This is a genomic window from Rahnella sp. PD4 (genome assembly GCF_049199325.1).
Classification (GTDB): domain Bacteria; phylum Pseudomonadota; class Gammaproteobacteria; order Enterobacterales; family Enterobacteriaceae; genus Rahnella; species Rahnella perminowiae.
Window position 1 is genome coordinate 29228 of the sequence record NZ_JBLZQF010000014.1, and the last position, 16819, is coordinate 46046.

The following is a 16819-nucleotide window of genomic DNA, read 5'->3' on the forward strand; positions in this document are numbered from 1 at the left end:
TGCGCGTTCGCCGGAGCTGAACCATGAGTTTTACACCGAAATACCTCACGCAGGGGGGCCAGATGACGGCCTACCGGCTGCGTATGTTCGCCCAGGTCAACCAGTGGATATTTAACTGGCTGTTCCTGTTGTTTTTGTTATCCACCGGCGGCGTATTTTGGGCGGTCACCTCCGCCGATGTGCTGAATAACGGTTTCTGGTACTGGACCGGCAGGCTGTTTTCCAGTTTTGTGCCGCTGATGAACCCGAAAAGCCCGGCGACCTGGGATATCAGCTGGCACTGCAATAGCGGCATACAGTTGTGCACCACCAAACTGACGCTGGGACAGCTGCTGGCTGACCCCTGGATGCAGTCGATGGGCGGCCAGCTGGTGAACAACTTAAAACTGAGTGCCGCAGGCTGCGGCACGGTGTGTTTGCTGTTGTTCAGCGTGATTGCCTGGTATGTGGGCCGCATTGGCAAGAAGGAGAGTGAAGATACCTATATATCCGGCATGACGCTGACGGATGACGTGGACAGCGTAAACCGTCAGTTGAAAAAGGCCGGTCAGAAATCAGACCTGCAGATCGGCGGCCTGCATATGGTGAAGAACGCCGAGATCATGAACTACCTGATACACGGCACTATTGCAGTCGGTAAATCCACGCTTATCCGCTGGTTGCTCGACTTTATTCGTAAACGGGGGGACCGGGCGATTGTCTACGACTCCGGCGGCACTTTTATTGAAACGCATTTTGACGAACGTATCGACAAAATTCTCAACCCGCACGATAAGCGTTGCGAAAATTGGGTGTTGTGGCGGGAAGCGCGGGAGGTCGTGGACTACGAGAACCTGACGGCCTCGCTTATTCCGGTGGAGGGGGAGTCCGACCCGTTCTGGGTGTCCTCTTCACGCACCATTTTCAGCGATACGGCGATGCAGTTTGCCTCACATAGCGATCGCAGCATTGAGAAATTCCTGACAGCCCTGTTGTCCATCGATCTGAAAAGCCTGCGCGAATTCCTCAAAAACACGCCCTCCGCCAACCTGGTAGAGGAAAAAATTGAGAAAACGGCCATCTCGATCCGCTCGGTGGTGACCAACTACGCCAAAGCCTTGCGTTATCTTCAGGGACTTGATCAGGAAGGTAAACCCGAATTCAGCATCCGGGAGTGGATGACCGACGCGCAATACGACAAAAGCTGGCTGTTTATTTCAACAACGGCCCGTCATCGCAAGTCGGTTCGTCCGCTGATATCCATGTGGCTGTCGATGGCCACGATTTATCTGCAAAGCATGGGGGAAGATCCCGACCGAAGGGTGTGGTTTGTCGTCGATGAAAAGACCAGCCTGCAAAAAATCCCCGAGTTTGCCGAGACATTGGCTGAAGGGCGCAAATTTGGCGGTTGTTTTGTTATTGGCATTCAGAACATGCCACAGCTTATCAACGTGTACGGACGTGAGGTGGCCAAGTCTATTTTTGACCTGCTGAACACCCGTTTCTATGGCCGTTCGCCAAGCGCCGAAGTGGCGAAAATCGTAGAGGAAGAGCTGGGGCATCAGCGCCGCCGTGAGGCGCGGGAGCAGAACAGCTACGGTCTTGACCAAATCCGTGACGGGATTTCCATCAGCCGTGACAAGGTCAATGAGCCGGTGGTCGATTATGACCAGATCATGTCGATGCCAAACCTGCGTTTCTATGCCCGCCTGCCGGGGGAATACCCGGTCGTGAAACTGGATCTGAAGTACCGTCCGCAGAAGAAGTATCACAAGGCGCTGATTGAGCGCGATTTTAAGGACGTGCTCAGTCCCCAGCTGGAACAGGTCATCAGCAAGAACGAACAGGCGACGCGCAGGGCGGGCATTGTCTTCCCGACCGGCGACGAAATTCTGGAAGGGCAGTCAGCGACTGCAGAACCGGAGATTGTCACTCAATCCCCTCAATCCCCTCAACCCCAGACGCCGCCCCCGAAAGACAGCATTTCGTCACAAAGCCCCGTCCGGGAAAGCGTGCCCGTCACGGTTTCGCCGACGCCGCTCACCGTTGAAACACTGAAAACACCGGCAACACCGCCGGTGGCTGAAGACCCTGTCCAGCCCGGCACTGCCGTCTTCCCGGAACCTTCCAGCAACGTGCGTCCCTTTATGCCGCGAATGAGGAGGCCGGAAGCGGCGGGAAACCCCGGAGAGAGGGATGCCGTATCCAGAACGGCGGACAAACATCCGATTACGCCCGCACCGGTCAAATCTGAAGTGTCGGATCCCGCGCTCCCGCGTGCCGTCACTGCGGATTCGGCCGCCGTGCCACCTGTTAGCCCGGCTGTGGCCAAAGCCCCTGCGGTAGCGGTTAAGCAGGTCGTGCCTTCCGCCAGACTCAGCGCACTGGAGATGCTCGCGCAAAAAAGGCGCAAACCCGCGCCGACCGCTGACGGCACCGAAGACCAGGCGGCAACAGAGGCGCAGGGGGAAGCACCGGATCTGCAGATGGACGTGGAAGTGGATGAAAAAGGCGAGCTTGTTTTGCGCACGTTGGGCGCCCGGAAGGAGTCACCGGAAAGCCTGGATGAAGCCCAGGCGACGGAGTACGGCGCGGCAAACCGCGCGATGGCCGAGGAGGAACAGAACATTCTGCGACACCACGATGATTATGACGCGTACCAGCATATGGATGAACACCACGAACCCGGAGGTTTTGAACGATGATGACCGTTGCCTCCGTTGCGTCTGCTGCAGACGCGGCGGGCTATTACAGCAGCAAAGATAACTACTATTTTCTCGATGATCTGCAAAGCCAGTGGCTGGGGGAAGGTGCCCGTGAGCTGGGGCTGGAAGGGAACGTGGACCTTGAGGCGTTCACGAATATCCTGCACGGGCGGTTACCGAATGGCGTGGAGCTGGGAAAGGAGGTGTCAGGGAATCATGTACACCGGCCCGGACACGACTTCACCTTTTCTGCACCGAAAAGTGTCTCAATGCTTATCCTGGCCGGCGGCGATAAGCGCCTGCTGCAGGCCCATATTGAGTCGGTCAAAGAAACGCTGGCCATCATGGAGCAGACGATTTCCGCCCGTGACACGAAGGAAGGCATCACCTCGATCGTCCCCACCGGCAAGATGGTGGCGGCGCTCTTTACCCACGATACGTCACGCAATCTCGATCCGGCCATTCATACCCATGCGGTAGTTGCCAACGTGACCGAGCTGGACGGGAAGTGGAAGGCGCTGGCCACCGATGCCATTTACGGTGCCGGGTTTATTGAGACGATGTACCGCCATCAGGTCAGCTTCGGCAAAATCTACCGCAACAGCCTGAAGGCGAAAACCGAGGCGATGGGTTACGAGACAGAACTCACCGGCGGCAAGCATGAACTTTGGGAAATCAAAGGGTTTCCGGAGGCTGTGCTGGAGGAGTTTTCGTCCCGCCACCGTGAAATCGCCGCCCAGGTCGGGGAAGAGGCGTCTCTGAAAAGCCGCGACGTCGCGGCGTTAGACACCCGGCAGAAAAAGGTCGATATCAGCCGTTACGGACTCGATGAAGCCGATGCGCAGGGCACACGCCCGCCCGCTGCTCCGTCACTGACGCCGGCTGACACTGCCAGCGTGCCATCATCGTCCCCTGCGCGCGTGGATTTACCGTCAGAACCGTCACACGAGGTGGGGAAATCGGGTATAGCCTCTGCCCGCACGCCTGATGAGATGGCCAGTCCGGCTGAAGCCGTCACCGAGTCATCACTGTCCCGTGAACGCGTGGATTTCCCGTCAGAACCTGCAATTGAGGTGGGCGGAGAGGGGAATGCCTCTGTCCACACGACCGCTGAGGCCGTCAGTCAGCCCGAACCCGGACAGGTATCGCCGGAAAAAAGTACGGGTGCAAAGGACGCACCGGCGGAACCACCCATCGCCAAACCAGAGACGCAGGCCGGGCGCAACCGCCTGCAGGCCCGGTGGGATCAGCAGATGGCCGATTTGAATTTCAACATACAAGACGTGATGGATGCCGCGCAAACGTGGGCCGTGACGCCTGAACAGGCGGAAGAACGCCCGATGCCGCCAAGCGTCATGCAGGCGGTGCGTACTGCGATTTCGGTGCTCAGTGACACCCGCACCCGCTTTACCTACGGTGACCTGCTGATGACGGCGCATGAGGCGGGGGAAGGGCAACAGTCCATTCCTAATCTCCGCAAGGCGATCGACCGGGCCATCGGAGAAAACCTGCTGGCCCCGCTGGACGGGGACAAAGGGGTATTTACCTCGCATATTCATCTGCTGGATGAACTGTCGGTGCAGGCCCTGGCGGGCGATATCGTGAAGGAAGGGAAAGTGGTCAGTTTCCGGCAAACCGACATCGACACGCCTGAACGGCTTAAAGCGGTGGAGTTTGCGCCGGTGGCCATCCTGAACGCACCGGCGTCGATTGGCCGTTTGCGCGAGGTGACGGAAGAACTGGTGACAATGTCACGTGAACATGGCCGCGAAGTGAAAATATTGGCCAGTTCCGCCGAACGCGGCCTGAGCTTCGGCAAATCTCCGCTTCTCAAAGACGACATCCTCTATCGCAGCCGCATTTTGGATAAGGGGTTCAGTCTCTCACAGCACAGCACACTCATCGTGGAAAGTGCGGAGCGCCTCGGACTCAAGGAGATGCTGGTCCTGAGCGGCGAAGCGAAGGAGAAAAGCGCCCAGCTTATTTTCCTGGACAGCGCCGGGCGGCAGTCCAACGCCAACGCCCTGTCGGTGTTGACATCCGCTGGCGTGCCCCGTCACGGCCTGACTGAACCCGTTGCGGGGCTGGAAGCGCGGGTGATCAGTATCGGCGATAAGCGCGACCGTTACCGGGCACTGGCCGAACGCTATGCTGATCTGAGTTCACCGGACACCCCCGTCACCGCAGTGGTCACCGGCGCCCGCGAGCAGCAGCACCTGACCGGCATTATCCGTGACGCCTTGCAAAACGCCGGCAAGCTTGAACGGGACGGCGTGACCGTCGAAGCCCGCACGCCGGTCTATGCCAGCGTGAAGGAGCGGCTGCTCCCGGCCACGTACCGGGCGGGGATGGTGCTGGAAGACCGGTCAGACAAAAATGAGACCCGCCACTACACCCTTGACCGGGTGCATGAGGAGACGCGCATGTTGTCACTTATCGACAGCGACGGCGTTCTGAGCCGCGTAAAACTGAGCGACTTGACCGGCGACTGGCGGCTGTTTACCCGTGAACAGCTGCACGTTGCGCAGGGAGAACAGCTGTTTGCCCTGGCCGCTGATAAAGCCAATGGGCTGAAAGCCCGCGACCGGCTGACGGTCACTGCCGTCAGTGAGGGAAAATTAACGGTGCAGCGCGATGGACAGAAAAAGCCGCTGCAGGTTGCGACCGACCGGCCGCTGTATCTGACGCATGGCTACGTCAGCGCACCGGGGAGCCGGGACAATGAGCACGGTATCGTGCTGGCCAGCCTCAACGCGCGTGACCTGTCCGGCAACATCATGAACGCCCTGGCCCAGTCGGGCCATGAGGCGGAAATCTTTACCGGGGAAGCACAAAACAAGGCGGAGGAGAAACTCGGCCGGATGCGCACCACCCGTTCACCGCTGGCGTTAGTCCGCCAGGCCAGTGGCAAGGAAGACGCCGGGGAAGCGCTGGCCGCGTTAAACGCGGGATTACTCACGGATGCGCAAAAAGCCGTGTCGCGGGCGATTGCCCAGATGAAGGAGGTCGCTTTCTCAGAGGTGAAGCTGCTGGAGCAGGCGGGCACGTTCTTCAATAATCTGGGGGCGTTACAGGGCGAAGTGGCCCGGCAGGTTAAAGAGGGGGACCTCATCCCGGTGAAAGTCGGCGGCGGAGGGGGATTTGTGGGGCGGGCGACCTGGGAGATGGAAAAGGCCATCATCCGGGAAATTGATACGGGTAAAAACACCCAGACACCGCTGATGGCCACGATTGACCCGGTCTTGCTCAATGGGCTGACCGCCGGGCAGAAGGCCGCCACGACGCTTATCCTGCAAAGTCCCGATCGCTTTACCGCCGTACAGGGCTATGCCGGCGTCGGGAAAACCACCCAGTTTCAGGCGGTGAAAGCCGCGATTGAAACCCTGCCGGAAAGTGAACGGCCGCTTGTGATTGGTCTGGCACCAACGCACCGCGCGGTAAAGGAAATGCGTGATGTTGGCATCGAGGCGCAGACCCTTAAATCCTTCGTGGTGGACTGGCAACAGCGCACGGCGGCGGGTGAAGACGTGCGTTATGCCAGGACGCTTTTTCTGATTGATGAGTCCTCGATGTTGGGGAATCAGGACACCGCTGCCGCCTATCAGGCGATATCGCGCGGGGAAGGGCGTGCCGTGCCGGTGGGCGATACCGGTCAGCTGCAGTCGCCGGAAAGCGGGGCACCGTTCACGCTGATGCAGGAGCGCAGTACCATCGACGTGGCCGTGATGAACGAAATCGTTCGCCAGCGTAATCATGACCTGAAGTCTGCCGTTTACAGCGTCATTGAGAACAAAGCCGGTGCTGCCCTCGAGAAAATGGAGAGAGTGTCGCCGAAGACGGTGCCCCGGCTGAGGTCCTGGGAAGCCCCTGGCTACTCGGTGGTCGAAACCGAATCACCGTGGACACGTATTACGGTGGACTACATGAGCCGGACACCGGATGCCCGTGAGCGCACCATGATTGTGGTGCAGCTGCATGAGGACCGGCAGAAGATCAATAAATACATTCACCAGGCCATGTTAAAAGAAGGGTCGTTGGGGGAGAAGGCGGTGACCGTCCCTATACTGGATCGCATTACCGGTGGTCGTCATGATTTTAACCGCATTAATGACTGGAAGGCGGGGCAGGTGGTGCTTACCAACGAGCGATATCTGAGCGTGACCGGCGTCGATTTGGGAACAGAGCGCGTCTTTTTGCGCGATGAAAATGACCGCATGCACTATTACTCCCCGAAAGAGTTAAATGCCACCGAAATTGAGGTGTTTGAACGGCGTGAGATTGAGCTACGGGAAGGTGACAGCGTGCGCATGAGCAAAACGCAGAAGCAGGCTGGCCATGATGCCCATGAACAATATCGGGTAGAAAAGCTGCGGGACAACGGCGAGGTGGTGCTTAAAAACGCCGGCGGCGAAAAGGTCATTACACCGGGCATGACGCTGGCAGACCAGCACATCGATTATGCCTGGGCGGTGACCGGCTACGGCGCACAGGGGGCCAGTACGGACTATGTGATAGCGCTGGAGGGGACGGAAGGTGCACGTAAGCGAATGAGCGGCATGCGGGCCTTTTACATTAACGCCTCCCGTGCCCGCGAACATGTACAGATTTACACGGACGGCTTGCGGGACTGGATGGCTACGCTGCGGCAAAAGGATAACGGTCCGCAGACCGCGCATGACGCCCTGAAGCCGGAATCAGAGCGGGCACAGGCCCGGAGCATCTGGGCGATGGGGCAGCCGGTGGGCAAAACGGCAATCGGGCGAACCTACCTGCGGGAACAGGGCTTAAAAGATAACCCCGTGACGGCGCGGATTATTCCGCCGACCAGGAAATATCCGATGCCGCACCTGGCCTTGCCCGTCTTTGATGGCAATGGCAAAACGGCGGGTCTGACGATGTTTCCCCTTCAGTCAGACACCGGCCAGATACAGACCGGGCCGGTACGCCAGCTGACGACCGAGGGCGCCCAGGCGGCGGTGGTGCAAAAAAGCCGCAACGGTGACACGATTGTGGTCAGCGATATGACGCAGGCACTGACGGCGGCGCGAGGCAACCCAGCGGCAGGCGTATTGCTGCTCACCGGCCGGCAGATGCCGTCCGCGCAGCTGCTGAAAGTGGCGGGCGGGGTGACTGACCGGACTGTCAGGCCGGATGCCACGTTGCTCAGGCTGGTCCAGTCTGAGCTGCAGGAGATCCTGCGGCATCTGCCGGCAGAAGAAAGGCCGGCGGATGAGTCTGCCCTGCTTCGCCAGGCACTCCGGGCTATTGAAGAGACGCGACATCCCCTGTCTGAAATTCAGCTTCCAGAGACTAAAGGGCAGGATGTGCCAGCTTTGTCAGCACAATTGGTTGAGCGTGTAGTTCAAAACATGCAGCAGGAAATACCGGTGCTACCGGGTGAGAAACTGCCGGACTACGCCGCGCTTATCCGTCAGGCGTCTGGCCTGCTTGCCCAAAATGAAGCCCTGCAGGACAACAACGGTGCCATTCGGGCCGTGCTGGCCACCCTTGCCGGGGCGGGTCAGTTTGCCAGTGCAGTATTGCCGGCTGAAAACGCACAGGGAAGCATGGTGTCAGCAGAAACACTCCGCTACGTGCAGGCCGAGCAGGATAAAACGCACGGCACCGCTAAAAACCCACAAAATGACCTGTCAGAGCGGGCGCTGGCCAGCGCAGCGCGTGAACTGGAAAAACAGGGGCAACTAACGTTACCGCCCGAAAGCCGCGGTCGGGAACCGGAGCGGGAAGAAATTACCCACGAAACTGTTCGAAATATTCAGAAAGAACGTTAATCCGCACCGTTTACATACCGTCAACGGGCACCTATTTCTTTACCGGCAACTCCGGTATTCCTCTTCAGAGACATCATCATGACAAACCGTTTTAAGTCGGCGGCGCTTTCGCTCGCCCTGAGTTTTACCTTCGCCTCCATCCACACAGCCTTCGCAGAACCGGTAGATTTCACACCGGCACAGCAAACCCGTATCGGCGAGATTGCCGCCGACTACCTGGTGGCCCATCCGCAGGTGCTCATCGAGGTGAGCAAAAAGCTGCAGGCACAGCAGGCAGCCATCAAGGCACAGCTGATGGCGGAGTCTGCTCTGAAGGGGCACCGGCTACTGATGCAACTTGACGGCGTACCGGTGAAAGGTCCGCAAAATTCGAAAGTGATTGTGACGGAGTTTTTTGATTACGAATGTATCGCCTGCAGCATGATGGCCCCGGTAATGGAGCAGGTCATGGCCAGCAACCCGGATGTGCGGTTTGCTTTTCGCGACTGGACGATTTTTGCCGGGCATTACCCCGAGTCTACGCAGGCGTCACGCCGGGGTCTGGCAATCTGGAAACAGAAGGGGGCTGATGCCTATATGGCGTACCACAACGGGATTTACGGCACCGGCCATAACGAAGGAAAACTGACGTCAGACGATATTGAAAAAGTGGCCACGGCAGCGGGCGCAGGAGAAGAAGACGTCGCGAACCGCACAGCGGCAGATGCCCTGATCGCGGGTAACAGTGCGCTGGCAGAGCTATTGGGATTAACCGGGACGCCGGGGATCATCGTGATGCCGGCAGAGAACGCGACCGCTGACAACACGACCGTCATTCCGGGCGTCGTGTCCGCTCAGGTGATGCAGCAGGCCATCGATAATGCGATGAAATAAGGTTAAGTCGTGCAGGCCACCAGGTATGAGGTGGCTTTGCGCGGTGTCAGGAGAAAAACGATGAAGGGTGAAAAAGCACTGTCGATCCACTTTTTTGACCTGCATGGCTTTGTGTTCAGCGATGATGATATCGAGCATCAGCGGGTGTGTTTCAGAACGCATCCGGGATTGCACCATGAGGCACTGAAGGTGGCCATTACCTGTCTGACCAAGTGCGTGCCGGAAAACCTGACCTGGGACGCGTCTTATGGCGAAGGTTCCTTTTGCCTGCTGACCGCCAGCGTGTCATCAGGGATATATGCATTGCCCTACCGTGAGGAAATAGACTGATGAAGAACAACAGATTGCGGATGGCCTTACTGGCCATGTTATTGAATATGGGCGTTTGCACCGCCAGCGCGGCCCCGTCGGTACAGGTGGGATTCTCACCGGAAGGCAGCGCGCAGCAGCTGGTACTGCAAACGGTGAATGATGCCCGGCAAAGCATTCGCCTGATGGGGTACTCGTTTACCTCGCCCGACATTGCCGGGGCCCTGGTCGAAGCAAAGAAACGGGGCGTCGACGTCCAGGTGGTACTGGATGAAGGCGGCAATCGCGGGAAAGCCAGTGTGGCCGCGATGAATTTATTGGTGAATGCGGGGATCCCGGTGCGCACCGTCAGTCAGTTTAAAATCATGCATGACAAGGTGATTATCGTTGATGGCCAGACGGTCGAAACCGGATCATATAACTATACCCTGTCTGCCGCGCGGTCGAATTCAGAGAACGCTCTGGTACTGCACGATGTGCCTGACCTGGCACAAACCTACCTGACCCACTGGCAGTCGCGCTGGGCGTTAGGGAAAGACTGGGTGTCATCGTACTGACAGAGAGCCTCCGGCGTTCTGAATGGCGAATGTTACCTCTTTCGCATTTTCGTCTTATCCCGCGCCAACGGGAGTGAAAATGCTTTTTATGCTGCTGATTTAATGAATCTATAGTAGGCTTTCCCAAACGATATATTCAGATCCTTGGGGAGGCAAAATGTCACCATCCACAAAAGTAGCTCCTTCCTCAGCGAAACCAAAACGTGCTTACAGAAAAGGCCAACCTTTGTCGGGAACAGAACGACAACTCGCTTCAATTTCTCGGAAACGGTTAAGCCAAAAAGAAATTAAGGTCTTTGTGGATCCTGAGATAAAGTCGATGTTGATGGGAATGTGCAAAGATGAAGGTGCTACGCAAGCCGAAGTCCTTCAGCGACTAATAAAGAATGAAGCTGAACGAACCAGATAAGGGCGTGGGTTGACATTCTTGCATGTAACCACCGGTAGTGCTAGATTGCTGATCAGTTAGAGAATTTATGGTTGGCCACGCCGCAAGGTGGCAGGGAATGGGTGCTGTGTAGAAGATTTTACAGGCCCAGAAAAGCAAAAACCCCGAATATCTTCTCATTTCTTGGCGGGAACGAAAGATAGTCGGGGCTCACTAAAACTGTATAGAGTTGTTGCTCTATGCAGGGAGTATAGATTTATGCCTTTTAAAGGTCAACTCCTCCGGCGCAACATAAGCGTTGGGAGCCGTGTCTGAACAACTGTTTCCGTTTTCACCGGTAGCAAACAGTGTTTCTGCCAGTGTTTATCGTCCTTCGCGCCGGGGTGAAGCTAACCGTCTGCGCAAAGGGCAGTCGAAGACGCACCGCAACAACCAGCCGGTCTACACGGGCAAAACGCCGCGCGGCATGGCTGCAAAAGTGGTGGCCTGCTTCCGTCAGCATGACTGGCGTCGAAATGCCGATCTGATCGCGCTTCGCCGTACTGGTTACACGCCGTACTCCCGTGCGTCTGACCCCTCCTTTACTCCTAAACCTATGCGCATTACCCCACGCTCTGAGAGCCGTGAGGCGCTGACTTCTCTGTCTTTGGTTCTGGCCGCAAATTGTGACTACAGCCCGGACAGCGATTATCTTTTCGAAATGATGCTGCCGGTGGAAGAGATTGCCCGCCGCATGAATGCGCTGCACGTTTATGAGAACGGTCGTAAAGCCTATGACGTGTTGTTGCATGCCTTGCGGGTGATGGAGCAACTGGACTACGTGGTAATACACCGTGACCGCGACGCCGATTCTGGCCAGAACAAGCCCATGCGAATTTTTCTCACCGACAAATGCTTCACTTCACGCGGCATCGCCGTTGAAAGCATCCGGGAGTGGTTGCATAAATATCGCCAGTGGGCGGTAGCCAGCGGACTGGCGGAGTCAATGCAGCAGAAATATCAGCGTCACCTGCTCAAAATGGCGCGTCTGGGTATCAGTATTGACCGCCACCATTCACTTAAAAACCGTTTGAGACAGATAAAACGCTGGGTTGTCAGCCCGGAGCTGCGCGATGAAAAAGCGCGAACTGAGGCAGATATTGGCGCCGTTCTTGACGAACAGGCGCGTAAAGTGCGGCAGCTGCGTCCAAAAAATAGCACGGCCAAGCATGAGAACGCGTGGCGGCGATTTACGGCTAGTGGTCTGCTCACCACGGTTGCGCAGATGTCGCTGGAAAGTGCCCTTAAAGCCGAGTTCCCGACGCTGCTGGCCACGGATGCTGAGACGTTTTATCAGCGGCTCCTGGAGCGCGCCGGCGTTCCACTGTCTTAACCACATTCCTCTCTAAACCTTTCCCCTTTCTGCGATTCTCGCGGGCCTTATGCTGGCATTTTTCCGTTCGCGGATGCCTGGCAGGCTTCCCCACGTCTGTTATCCGTCAAAATGTGCACCGGCGACGGTCGGGGCATTCTCACCCGGCAGCGCTGGCCAACGTCTGATTAAGAAATAATCGTTTAAATTCGAAGAGATAATTCTCCCGGTCGAGGCATCCCATTAACTTCGAAAACCCCTCTTCAGATGTGATTAATTTCGAACGTTACTTCTGAACAAAACAAGCTTTCTAAAGAAAGAGTACTCCTGAGCCAGCCTACGGCCCGGCATCTGGAGTAGCTCCCTTCGCTATGCTCAGGGCAACCACACCTGAACAACGGCATCATTTGCCAGGGCAAAAGAAGAAGTAGCTCCCCGGACAAGCCGGGGCATACCACCGTTGATATTAGTTACAACATTCACCAAATCTCACCCACATCAACCCCCAGCACAGAGCGCAAACGCAACCCCTCCGCCCACCTGAAAAGCCGCCCCGCCCCGGGCCAACGGCCCGGAACAGAGTGGCTTTAAAAGTGAATGTTGTAACTATTAAAAATGTGTCGCTTTGAGAGGTGTGGCTTTAGCTCTGAAGTACACGCTCGTAAGCGCCAAAGGCGCTAACGCGGAGATACGCCCTGGCTTCGCCAGGGCCACTCCGTCAGCGTACATTAGCGTATCAAAGCTGTGAGCGGGAATGGTCTAGCAGGGCGAGGGATTAGCATCGGTAAAATCTACCAAACCTGGGCGGCTGCGCCGCGTCTCCGGCGACCCTTGGCGTAAGAGTCACAAGTAACAATTGCTGTCACCTTCATGCGCTTACGCGCATAAAAAGATAAAGCCTAGCCAGAGATTGTCGATAGTGAACTGTTGAGGTTCTTTGAGAACCGGAAGTGTTCGTATGAAATGTTTACTCATATCAATAATTTATTTAAATCATTACCATCGGTAAAATAAGGAAATAAAATGAAGAGTACAAAGAAACTGGAAATCACAACCAATAAAATATTTGAAATTATTAAAAATTTTTATAGTAAAAATTTCCCTTACCCTGTCGCATTCAGCGCAATAGACGCTATCAATCTTTCATTCTCCGACGGTACATATGGTCGCGCCGTTAATGGGCGTTTAGAAATAAAGGAAGCAAATGAGCCGGTTTTCATTGGCATGCATAACTTATACACCCCTGTATTTAAAGATGAAAATGTATGTATTAGCCTTGTTGAGGATGTTAGAACTTTACATTCCTGGTTGGAACAATATGGATATATTAAAGGCGATGTAGCTACAGAAAAATTCACTCTGACTAAAGATCTTCATTTTTAGATTAAAAAAAGCGTCACGAAACCAGTAGAGACAAAATTGCCGCCAGGATAGGCGGCTTCACGAATGTCGTTCATCGACTAAGGTTATGGGGTTCTTTGCAGGAACCGCCGAAATCTCCGGCGAAACGAATTAATTGATTAGCAGCCAGTTCTTGCACCGTATTGACCAGGTGAGCCATAGAAGGGGTTTGAAGTCCAGTGATGTAAAAAACACGCTAACGGGTATCAGAGATCGATTTTGATACGATCAAGTATTCAAACGACAAAAAACGATATTTATAAACGATTTTTAGCCTAAATAAGAAGCCCAATAAGTATTTATATTTCAAACTGTTATTCCCTTAACGTGGTTTTTCGCACGATTGGCCTAGAATCCCATTAAATGTTATTCTGGTCAACGCTTTCTGGTAGATTCTTGGGGGAACTAACAAAGTCCTCAGCAATATGCAAAGCTGATATATGCCGTTCATGTACAAACTCTGACTCACAGGGACATTCATTTTCATTGTACTCGCGAACCCAAAGCCCATCCGAGCCTTTGCGATAGTACCAACCGCTGCTTACTCCAACTCGCGTCATATCAAGACCAGGATGATCGACCCCCAACTCACAGAGTTCATATAAGTCCTTTCCCCTTGGAATAATGCCAATTCCCTTTTGATAAACAGTAAGGTTTCCAGTACTTGCATGTTGAATCAAATCGTCAATCTCAAAAAACACTGATCCATATTTATCAACAAGATTTTCAATGTGAGGAAATTTTAGAGGCATGCTTTTTGGTGCAGTTCCAAATAAAATTGTGTCCGGAGCGGAAATAATGGTACCTCCTACTGTGTCCCCTGCAATTTCGCTAAATTTATCAGATATCTTATCCCCACAGTAAAATGCTGTGTGAGGCCAAAATATTTTAACGAAACTATCGTGATACTCCGGAACATCTAAGGACCGACGAAATACTTTAAATTCGCATTTATTATCCGGGTATTTTATCTGTCTCCACGGCAACCCCAATAATGCTTTTAGTATTGGGTCATCTTTAACCGAAGGGAACAAATCTTCAGTGCTCGATAATTGATTTTTTGCCGCGTAATCACGCAAAAGAGAACGATCCACGGTTATGTGAGCTACAAAACAATCATCTGGAAGCGGGCCGCTTTGCAAAGGTCCAACCATCCATGCAGATTGAGCAATAGTGCGGGGCCGAAAGCCGGTTATTGAAAGGTCTGCTAAGTCAACTAACCCGACTTTACGACACGCCGTTCTGTCCAGAATAAACAGATGCCCCAAACCCTCGCTGAAAATGTATTCGGCTTTTTGTTTAACGAGGAATACCGACCTTTCCTGGTAGTCTTCACTTATTTCAAAATAAGGTTCTAGAAGTGAGAAGCTGTGGCTAGCAAACCATGCACTTACAGCAGCGTTAGAGGAGCAATCAACAAAGAATGATCTCCAACCGTAGTGTTGTAAAAGTGCCTGTTGATACTCGAAAGAATCGGTTCGCCCATTCACAAAGACGTCGAGGACATTCTTTGCATACTGACTCCATTTGAGCATTTTGCTAGGTATACAAACATTCCGTTCAAAGGATGTTATGACTGATGGCTTACCAGGTAAGCCATAGTAAGAAGTCTGGCCACGAAAGAGAACATCGTCTCCGTATTTTGCAATTTGTGTTTCGAGTTCTTCTAACGTATTCACTTTAAACTCTTCCAAATTGATACTTCCTCACCAAAAATTATTATTTTCTTAATATCACATTAGCATCCATTGAGTATTTTGGGTCTAATGAAAACCACAATTTAATGCCGATTTTTGTGCAAAAATGCACATGAGAGAAGTCAGTGAAGCAACACACCAACCAATGTGTGGGGCGAACGGGAGCGCCTGGCCATCCGGGGCAAGGATGGCAGGTCGATTGTGTAGGGGTCAGCTTGGATATCGGAAACTATTGTACTTTCCCCAAACTGATCCCTAGTAGTTCGGCCAGAGAGAAAGTCAACCTGGTATGGCTGTGTTGCAGAATAAGGAAGAGCCGCCTCAACGCAGCCGTTTCACTACAATAAGGGGTCAGTTTGGAGTGACCTGCTCCCAGTTGATTAGTACACCCCGATGTTAGTAATGTCTTCATAAGCCACATGAGGACATCCCCATGAAGAAGCATTTTTCCGACCAACAGATCATCAGTATTCTCCGCGAGGCTGAAGCCGGGGTATCCGCCCGTGAACTCTGCCGCAAGCACGCCATTTCCGATGCCACGTTTTACACCTGGCGTAAGAAGTATGGCGGTATTGAGGTGCCTGAGGTTAAGCGCCTGAAGTCGCTTGAGGAAGAGAACGCCAGACTCAAGAAGCTGCTTGCCGAAGCCATGCTTGATAAAGAGGCGCTTCAGGTGGCTCTTGGGCGAAAGTACTGACGACAGACCAGAAGCGGGAAGCCGTGATGTTGATATGTGATGCGACCGGTCTGTCGCAACGTCGTGCCTGCAGGCTCACAGGTTTATCTCTGTCGACCTGCCGCTATGAGGCTCAGCGCCAAGCTGCAGATGCGCATTTATCAGGGCGCATCACTGAGCTGGCACTGGAGCGCAGGCGTTTTGGCTACCGTCGCATCTGGCAGTTGCTGCGCCGTGAAGGGCTTCATGTTAATCATAAGCGCGTGTACAGGCTTTATCACCTCAGTGGCCTGGGCGTAAAACGCAGAAGACGTCGTAAAGGGCTGGCAACAGAACGTCTGCCGCTGCTCCGTCCGGCGGCACCCAATCTGACCTGGTCGATGGATTTCGTCATGGACGCATTCGCCACCGGTCGCAGGATCAAGTGCCTGACCTGCGTAGACGACTTCACGAAGGAATGCCTGACGGCCACTGTTGCCTTTGGGATTTCAGGCGTGCAGGTCACGCGTATTCTGGACAGCATTGCGCTGTTTCGCGGCTATCCGGCGACGATAAGAACGGATCAGGACCCGGAATTTACCTGCCGCGCCCTCGATCAATGGGCCTTTGAGCATGGCGTGGAGCTGCGACTTATCCAGCCCGGCAAGCCGACACAGAACGGATTTATTGAGAGTTTTAACGGACGCTTTCGCGATGAATGCCTGAATGAACACTGGTTCAGTGACGTCAGTCATGCCAGGAAAACCATCAGTGAATGCCGTCAGGATTATAATGAGTGCCGCCCGCACTCCGCGCTGAATTATCAGGCGCCGTCTGAATTTGCGGCGGCCTGGAGAAAGGGTAATTCTGATAGTGAAGGATCCGACATTACTAAGTGAGCGTTGTATCTAATCCTGGGGGCAGGTCACACATAACAGGCTTACCGTACAATAATTCTCTATATCCAAACTGACCCCTACCAGGCCTGAATGGCCGACTCATCAAGCCAGAATGTCAGTGAGCCCCGATTGACGATGGCTTTGTTGTATACGTTCCAGTTGGTGATTTTGAACTTTTGTTTTGCCACGGGATACCGCTATAGGATCGAGAAT

At 54.4% G+C, this 16819-nt stretch carries 10 protein-coding genes and 1 pseudogene; 9 read left to right on the forward strand and 2 right to left on the reverse strand.

Going from position 1 to position 16819, the window contains the following annotated elements:
• Nucleotides 1-23 precede the first annotated feature (23 nt).
• From traD to ACOZIO_RS23235, 8 genes are all read left to right on the forward strand, one after another.
• Complete coding sequence (gene traD / locus ACOZIO_RS23200; RefSeq protein ID WP_112198193.1) at nt 24-2684, forward strand: type IV conjugative transfer system coupling protein TraD; 2661 nt, start codon at nt 24-26, stop codon at nt 2682-2684.
• Nucleotides 2681-8476: a MobF family relaxase gene (gene mobF, locus ACOZIO_RS23205; RefSeq protein ID WP_112198192.1), complete on the forward strand. Its 5796-nt coding sequence runs from the start codon at nt 2681-2683 to the stop codon at nt 8474-8476. Before traD ends, mobF begins: the two co-directional genes overlap by 4 nt.
• A gap of 78 nt (nt 8477-8554) precedes the next feature.
• Nucleotides 8555-9349, forward strand: coding sequence for a DsbA family protein (locus ACOZIO_RS23210; RefSeq protein ID WP_112198191.1), 795 nt, complete (start codon nt 8555-8557; stop codon nt 9347-9349).
• 60 nt (nt 9350-9409) lie between these two features.
• Nucleotides 9410-9679, forward strand: coding sequence for a hypothetical protein (locus tag ACOZIO_RS23215; protein WP_112198190.1), 270 nt, complete (start codon nt 9410-9412; stop codon nt 9677-9679).
• 20 nt (nt 9680-9699) lie between these two features.
• Nucleotides 9700-10215: a phospholipase D family protein gene (locus tag ACOZIO_RS23220; RefSeq protein ID WP_224266917.1), complete on the forward strand. Its 516-nt coding sequence runs from the start codon at nt 9700-9702 to the stop codon at nt 10213-10215.
• 157 nt (nt 10216-10372) lie between these two features.
• Entirely contained in the window at nt 10373-10624 is a 252-nt protein-coding gene (gene repA, locus ACOZIO_RS23225) for a replication regulatory protein RepA (RefSeq protein WP_112198188.1), read from the forward strand.
• Nucleotides 10625-10910: 286 nt separating this feature from the next.
• Nucleotides 10911-11975: a Replication protein gene (locus tag ACOZIO_RS23230; RefSeq protein ID WP_112198187.1), complete on the forward strand. Its 1065-nt coding sequence runs from the start codon at nt 10911-10913 to the stop codon at nt 11973-11975.
• A 1002-nt stretch (nt 11976-12977) separates the two neighbouring features.
• On the forward strand, nt 12978-13337 hold the full coding sequence (locus ACOZIO_RS23235) for a hypothetical protein (protein ID WP_223510199.1): 360 nt from the start codon (nt 12978-12980) through the stop codon (nt 13335-13337).
• A gap of 377 nt (nt 13338-13714) precedes the next feature.
• Here the strand turns inward: ACOZIO_RS23235 and ACOZIO_RS23240 are convergent, their stop codons facing one another.
• Nucleotides 13715-15049 carry an FRG domain-containing protein gene (locus ACOZIO_RS23240; RefSeq protein ID WP_223510198.1) on the reverse strand — a complete coding sequence of 445 codons (1335 nt, stop codon included), beginning with the start codon at nt 15047-15049 and terminating at the stop codon, nt 13715-13717.
• A gap of 436 nt (nt 15050-15485) precedes the next feature.
• On the opposite strand from ACOZIO_RS23240, the gene ACOZIO_RS23245 reads away from it, so the two are divergent.
• Nucleotides 15486-16606 (forward strand): IS3 family transposase gene (locus ACOZIO_RS23245; protein WP_421589568.1). Its coding sequence is split into 2 segments (ribosomal slippage): nt 15486-15744 and nt 15744-16606, totalling 1122 coding nucleotides; the frame shifts between segments, so codons are not numbered across the junction.
• Between the two features lie 80 nt (nt 16607-16686).
• Here the strand turns inward: ACOZIO_RS23245 and ACOZIO_RS23250 are convergent.
• A pseudogene (locus tag ACOZIO_RS23250) lies at nt 16687-16794 on the reverse strand (IS5/IS1182 family transposase); the annotation flags it as partial.
• Nucleotides 16795-16819 lie beyond the last annotated feature (25 nt).

What these genes read in the sequence shown, in the direction of transcription:
- traD (WP_112198193.1), top strand. Translation starts at nt 24, where the DNA reads ATGAGTTTTACACCGAAATACCTCACGCAGGGGGGCCAGATGACGGCC.
- mobF (WP_112198192.1), top strand. Translation starts at nt 2,681, where the DNA reads ATGATGACCGTTGCCTCCGTTGCGTCTGCTGCAGACGCGGCGGGCTAT.
- ACOZIO_RS23210 (WP_112198191.1), top strand. Translation starts at nt 8,555, where the DNA reads ATGACAAACCGTTTTAAGTCGGCGGCGCTTTCGCTCGCCCTGAGTTTT.
- repA (WP_112198188.1), top strand. Translation starts at nt 10,373, where the DNA reads ATGTCACCATCCACAAAAGTAGCTCCTTCCTCAGCGAAACCAAAACGT.
- ACOZIO_RS23220 (WP_224266917.1), top strand. Translation starts at nt 9,700, where the DNA reads ATGGCCTTACTGGCCATGTTATTGAATATGGGCGTTTGCACCGCCAGC.
- ACOZIO_RS23215 (WP_112198190.1), top strand. Translation starts at nt 9,410, where the DNA reads ATGAAGGGTGAAAAAGCACTGTCGATCCACTTTTTTGACCTGCATGGC.
- ACOZIO_RS23235 (WP_223510199.1), top strand. Translation starts at nt 12,978, where the DNA reads ATGAAGAGTACAAAGAAACTGGAAATCACAACCAATAAAATATTTGAA.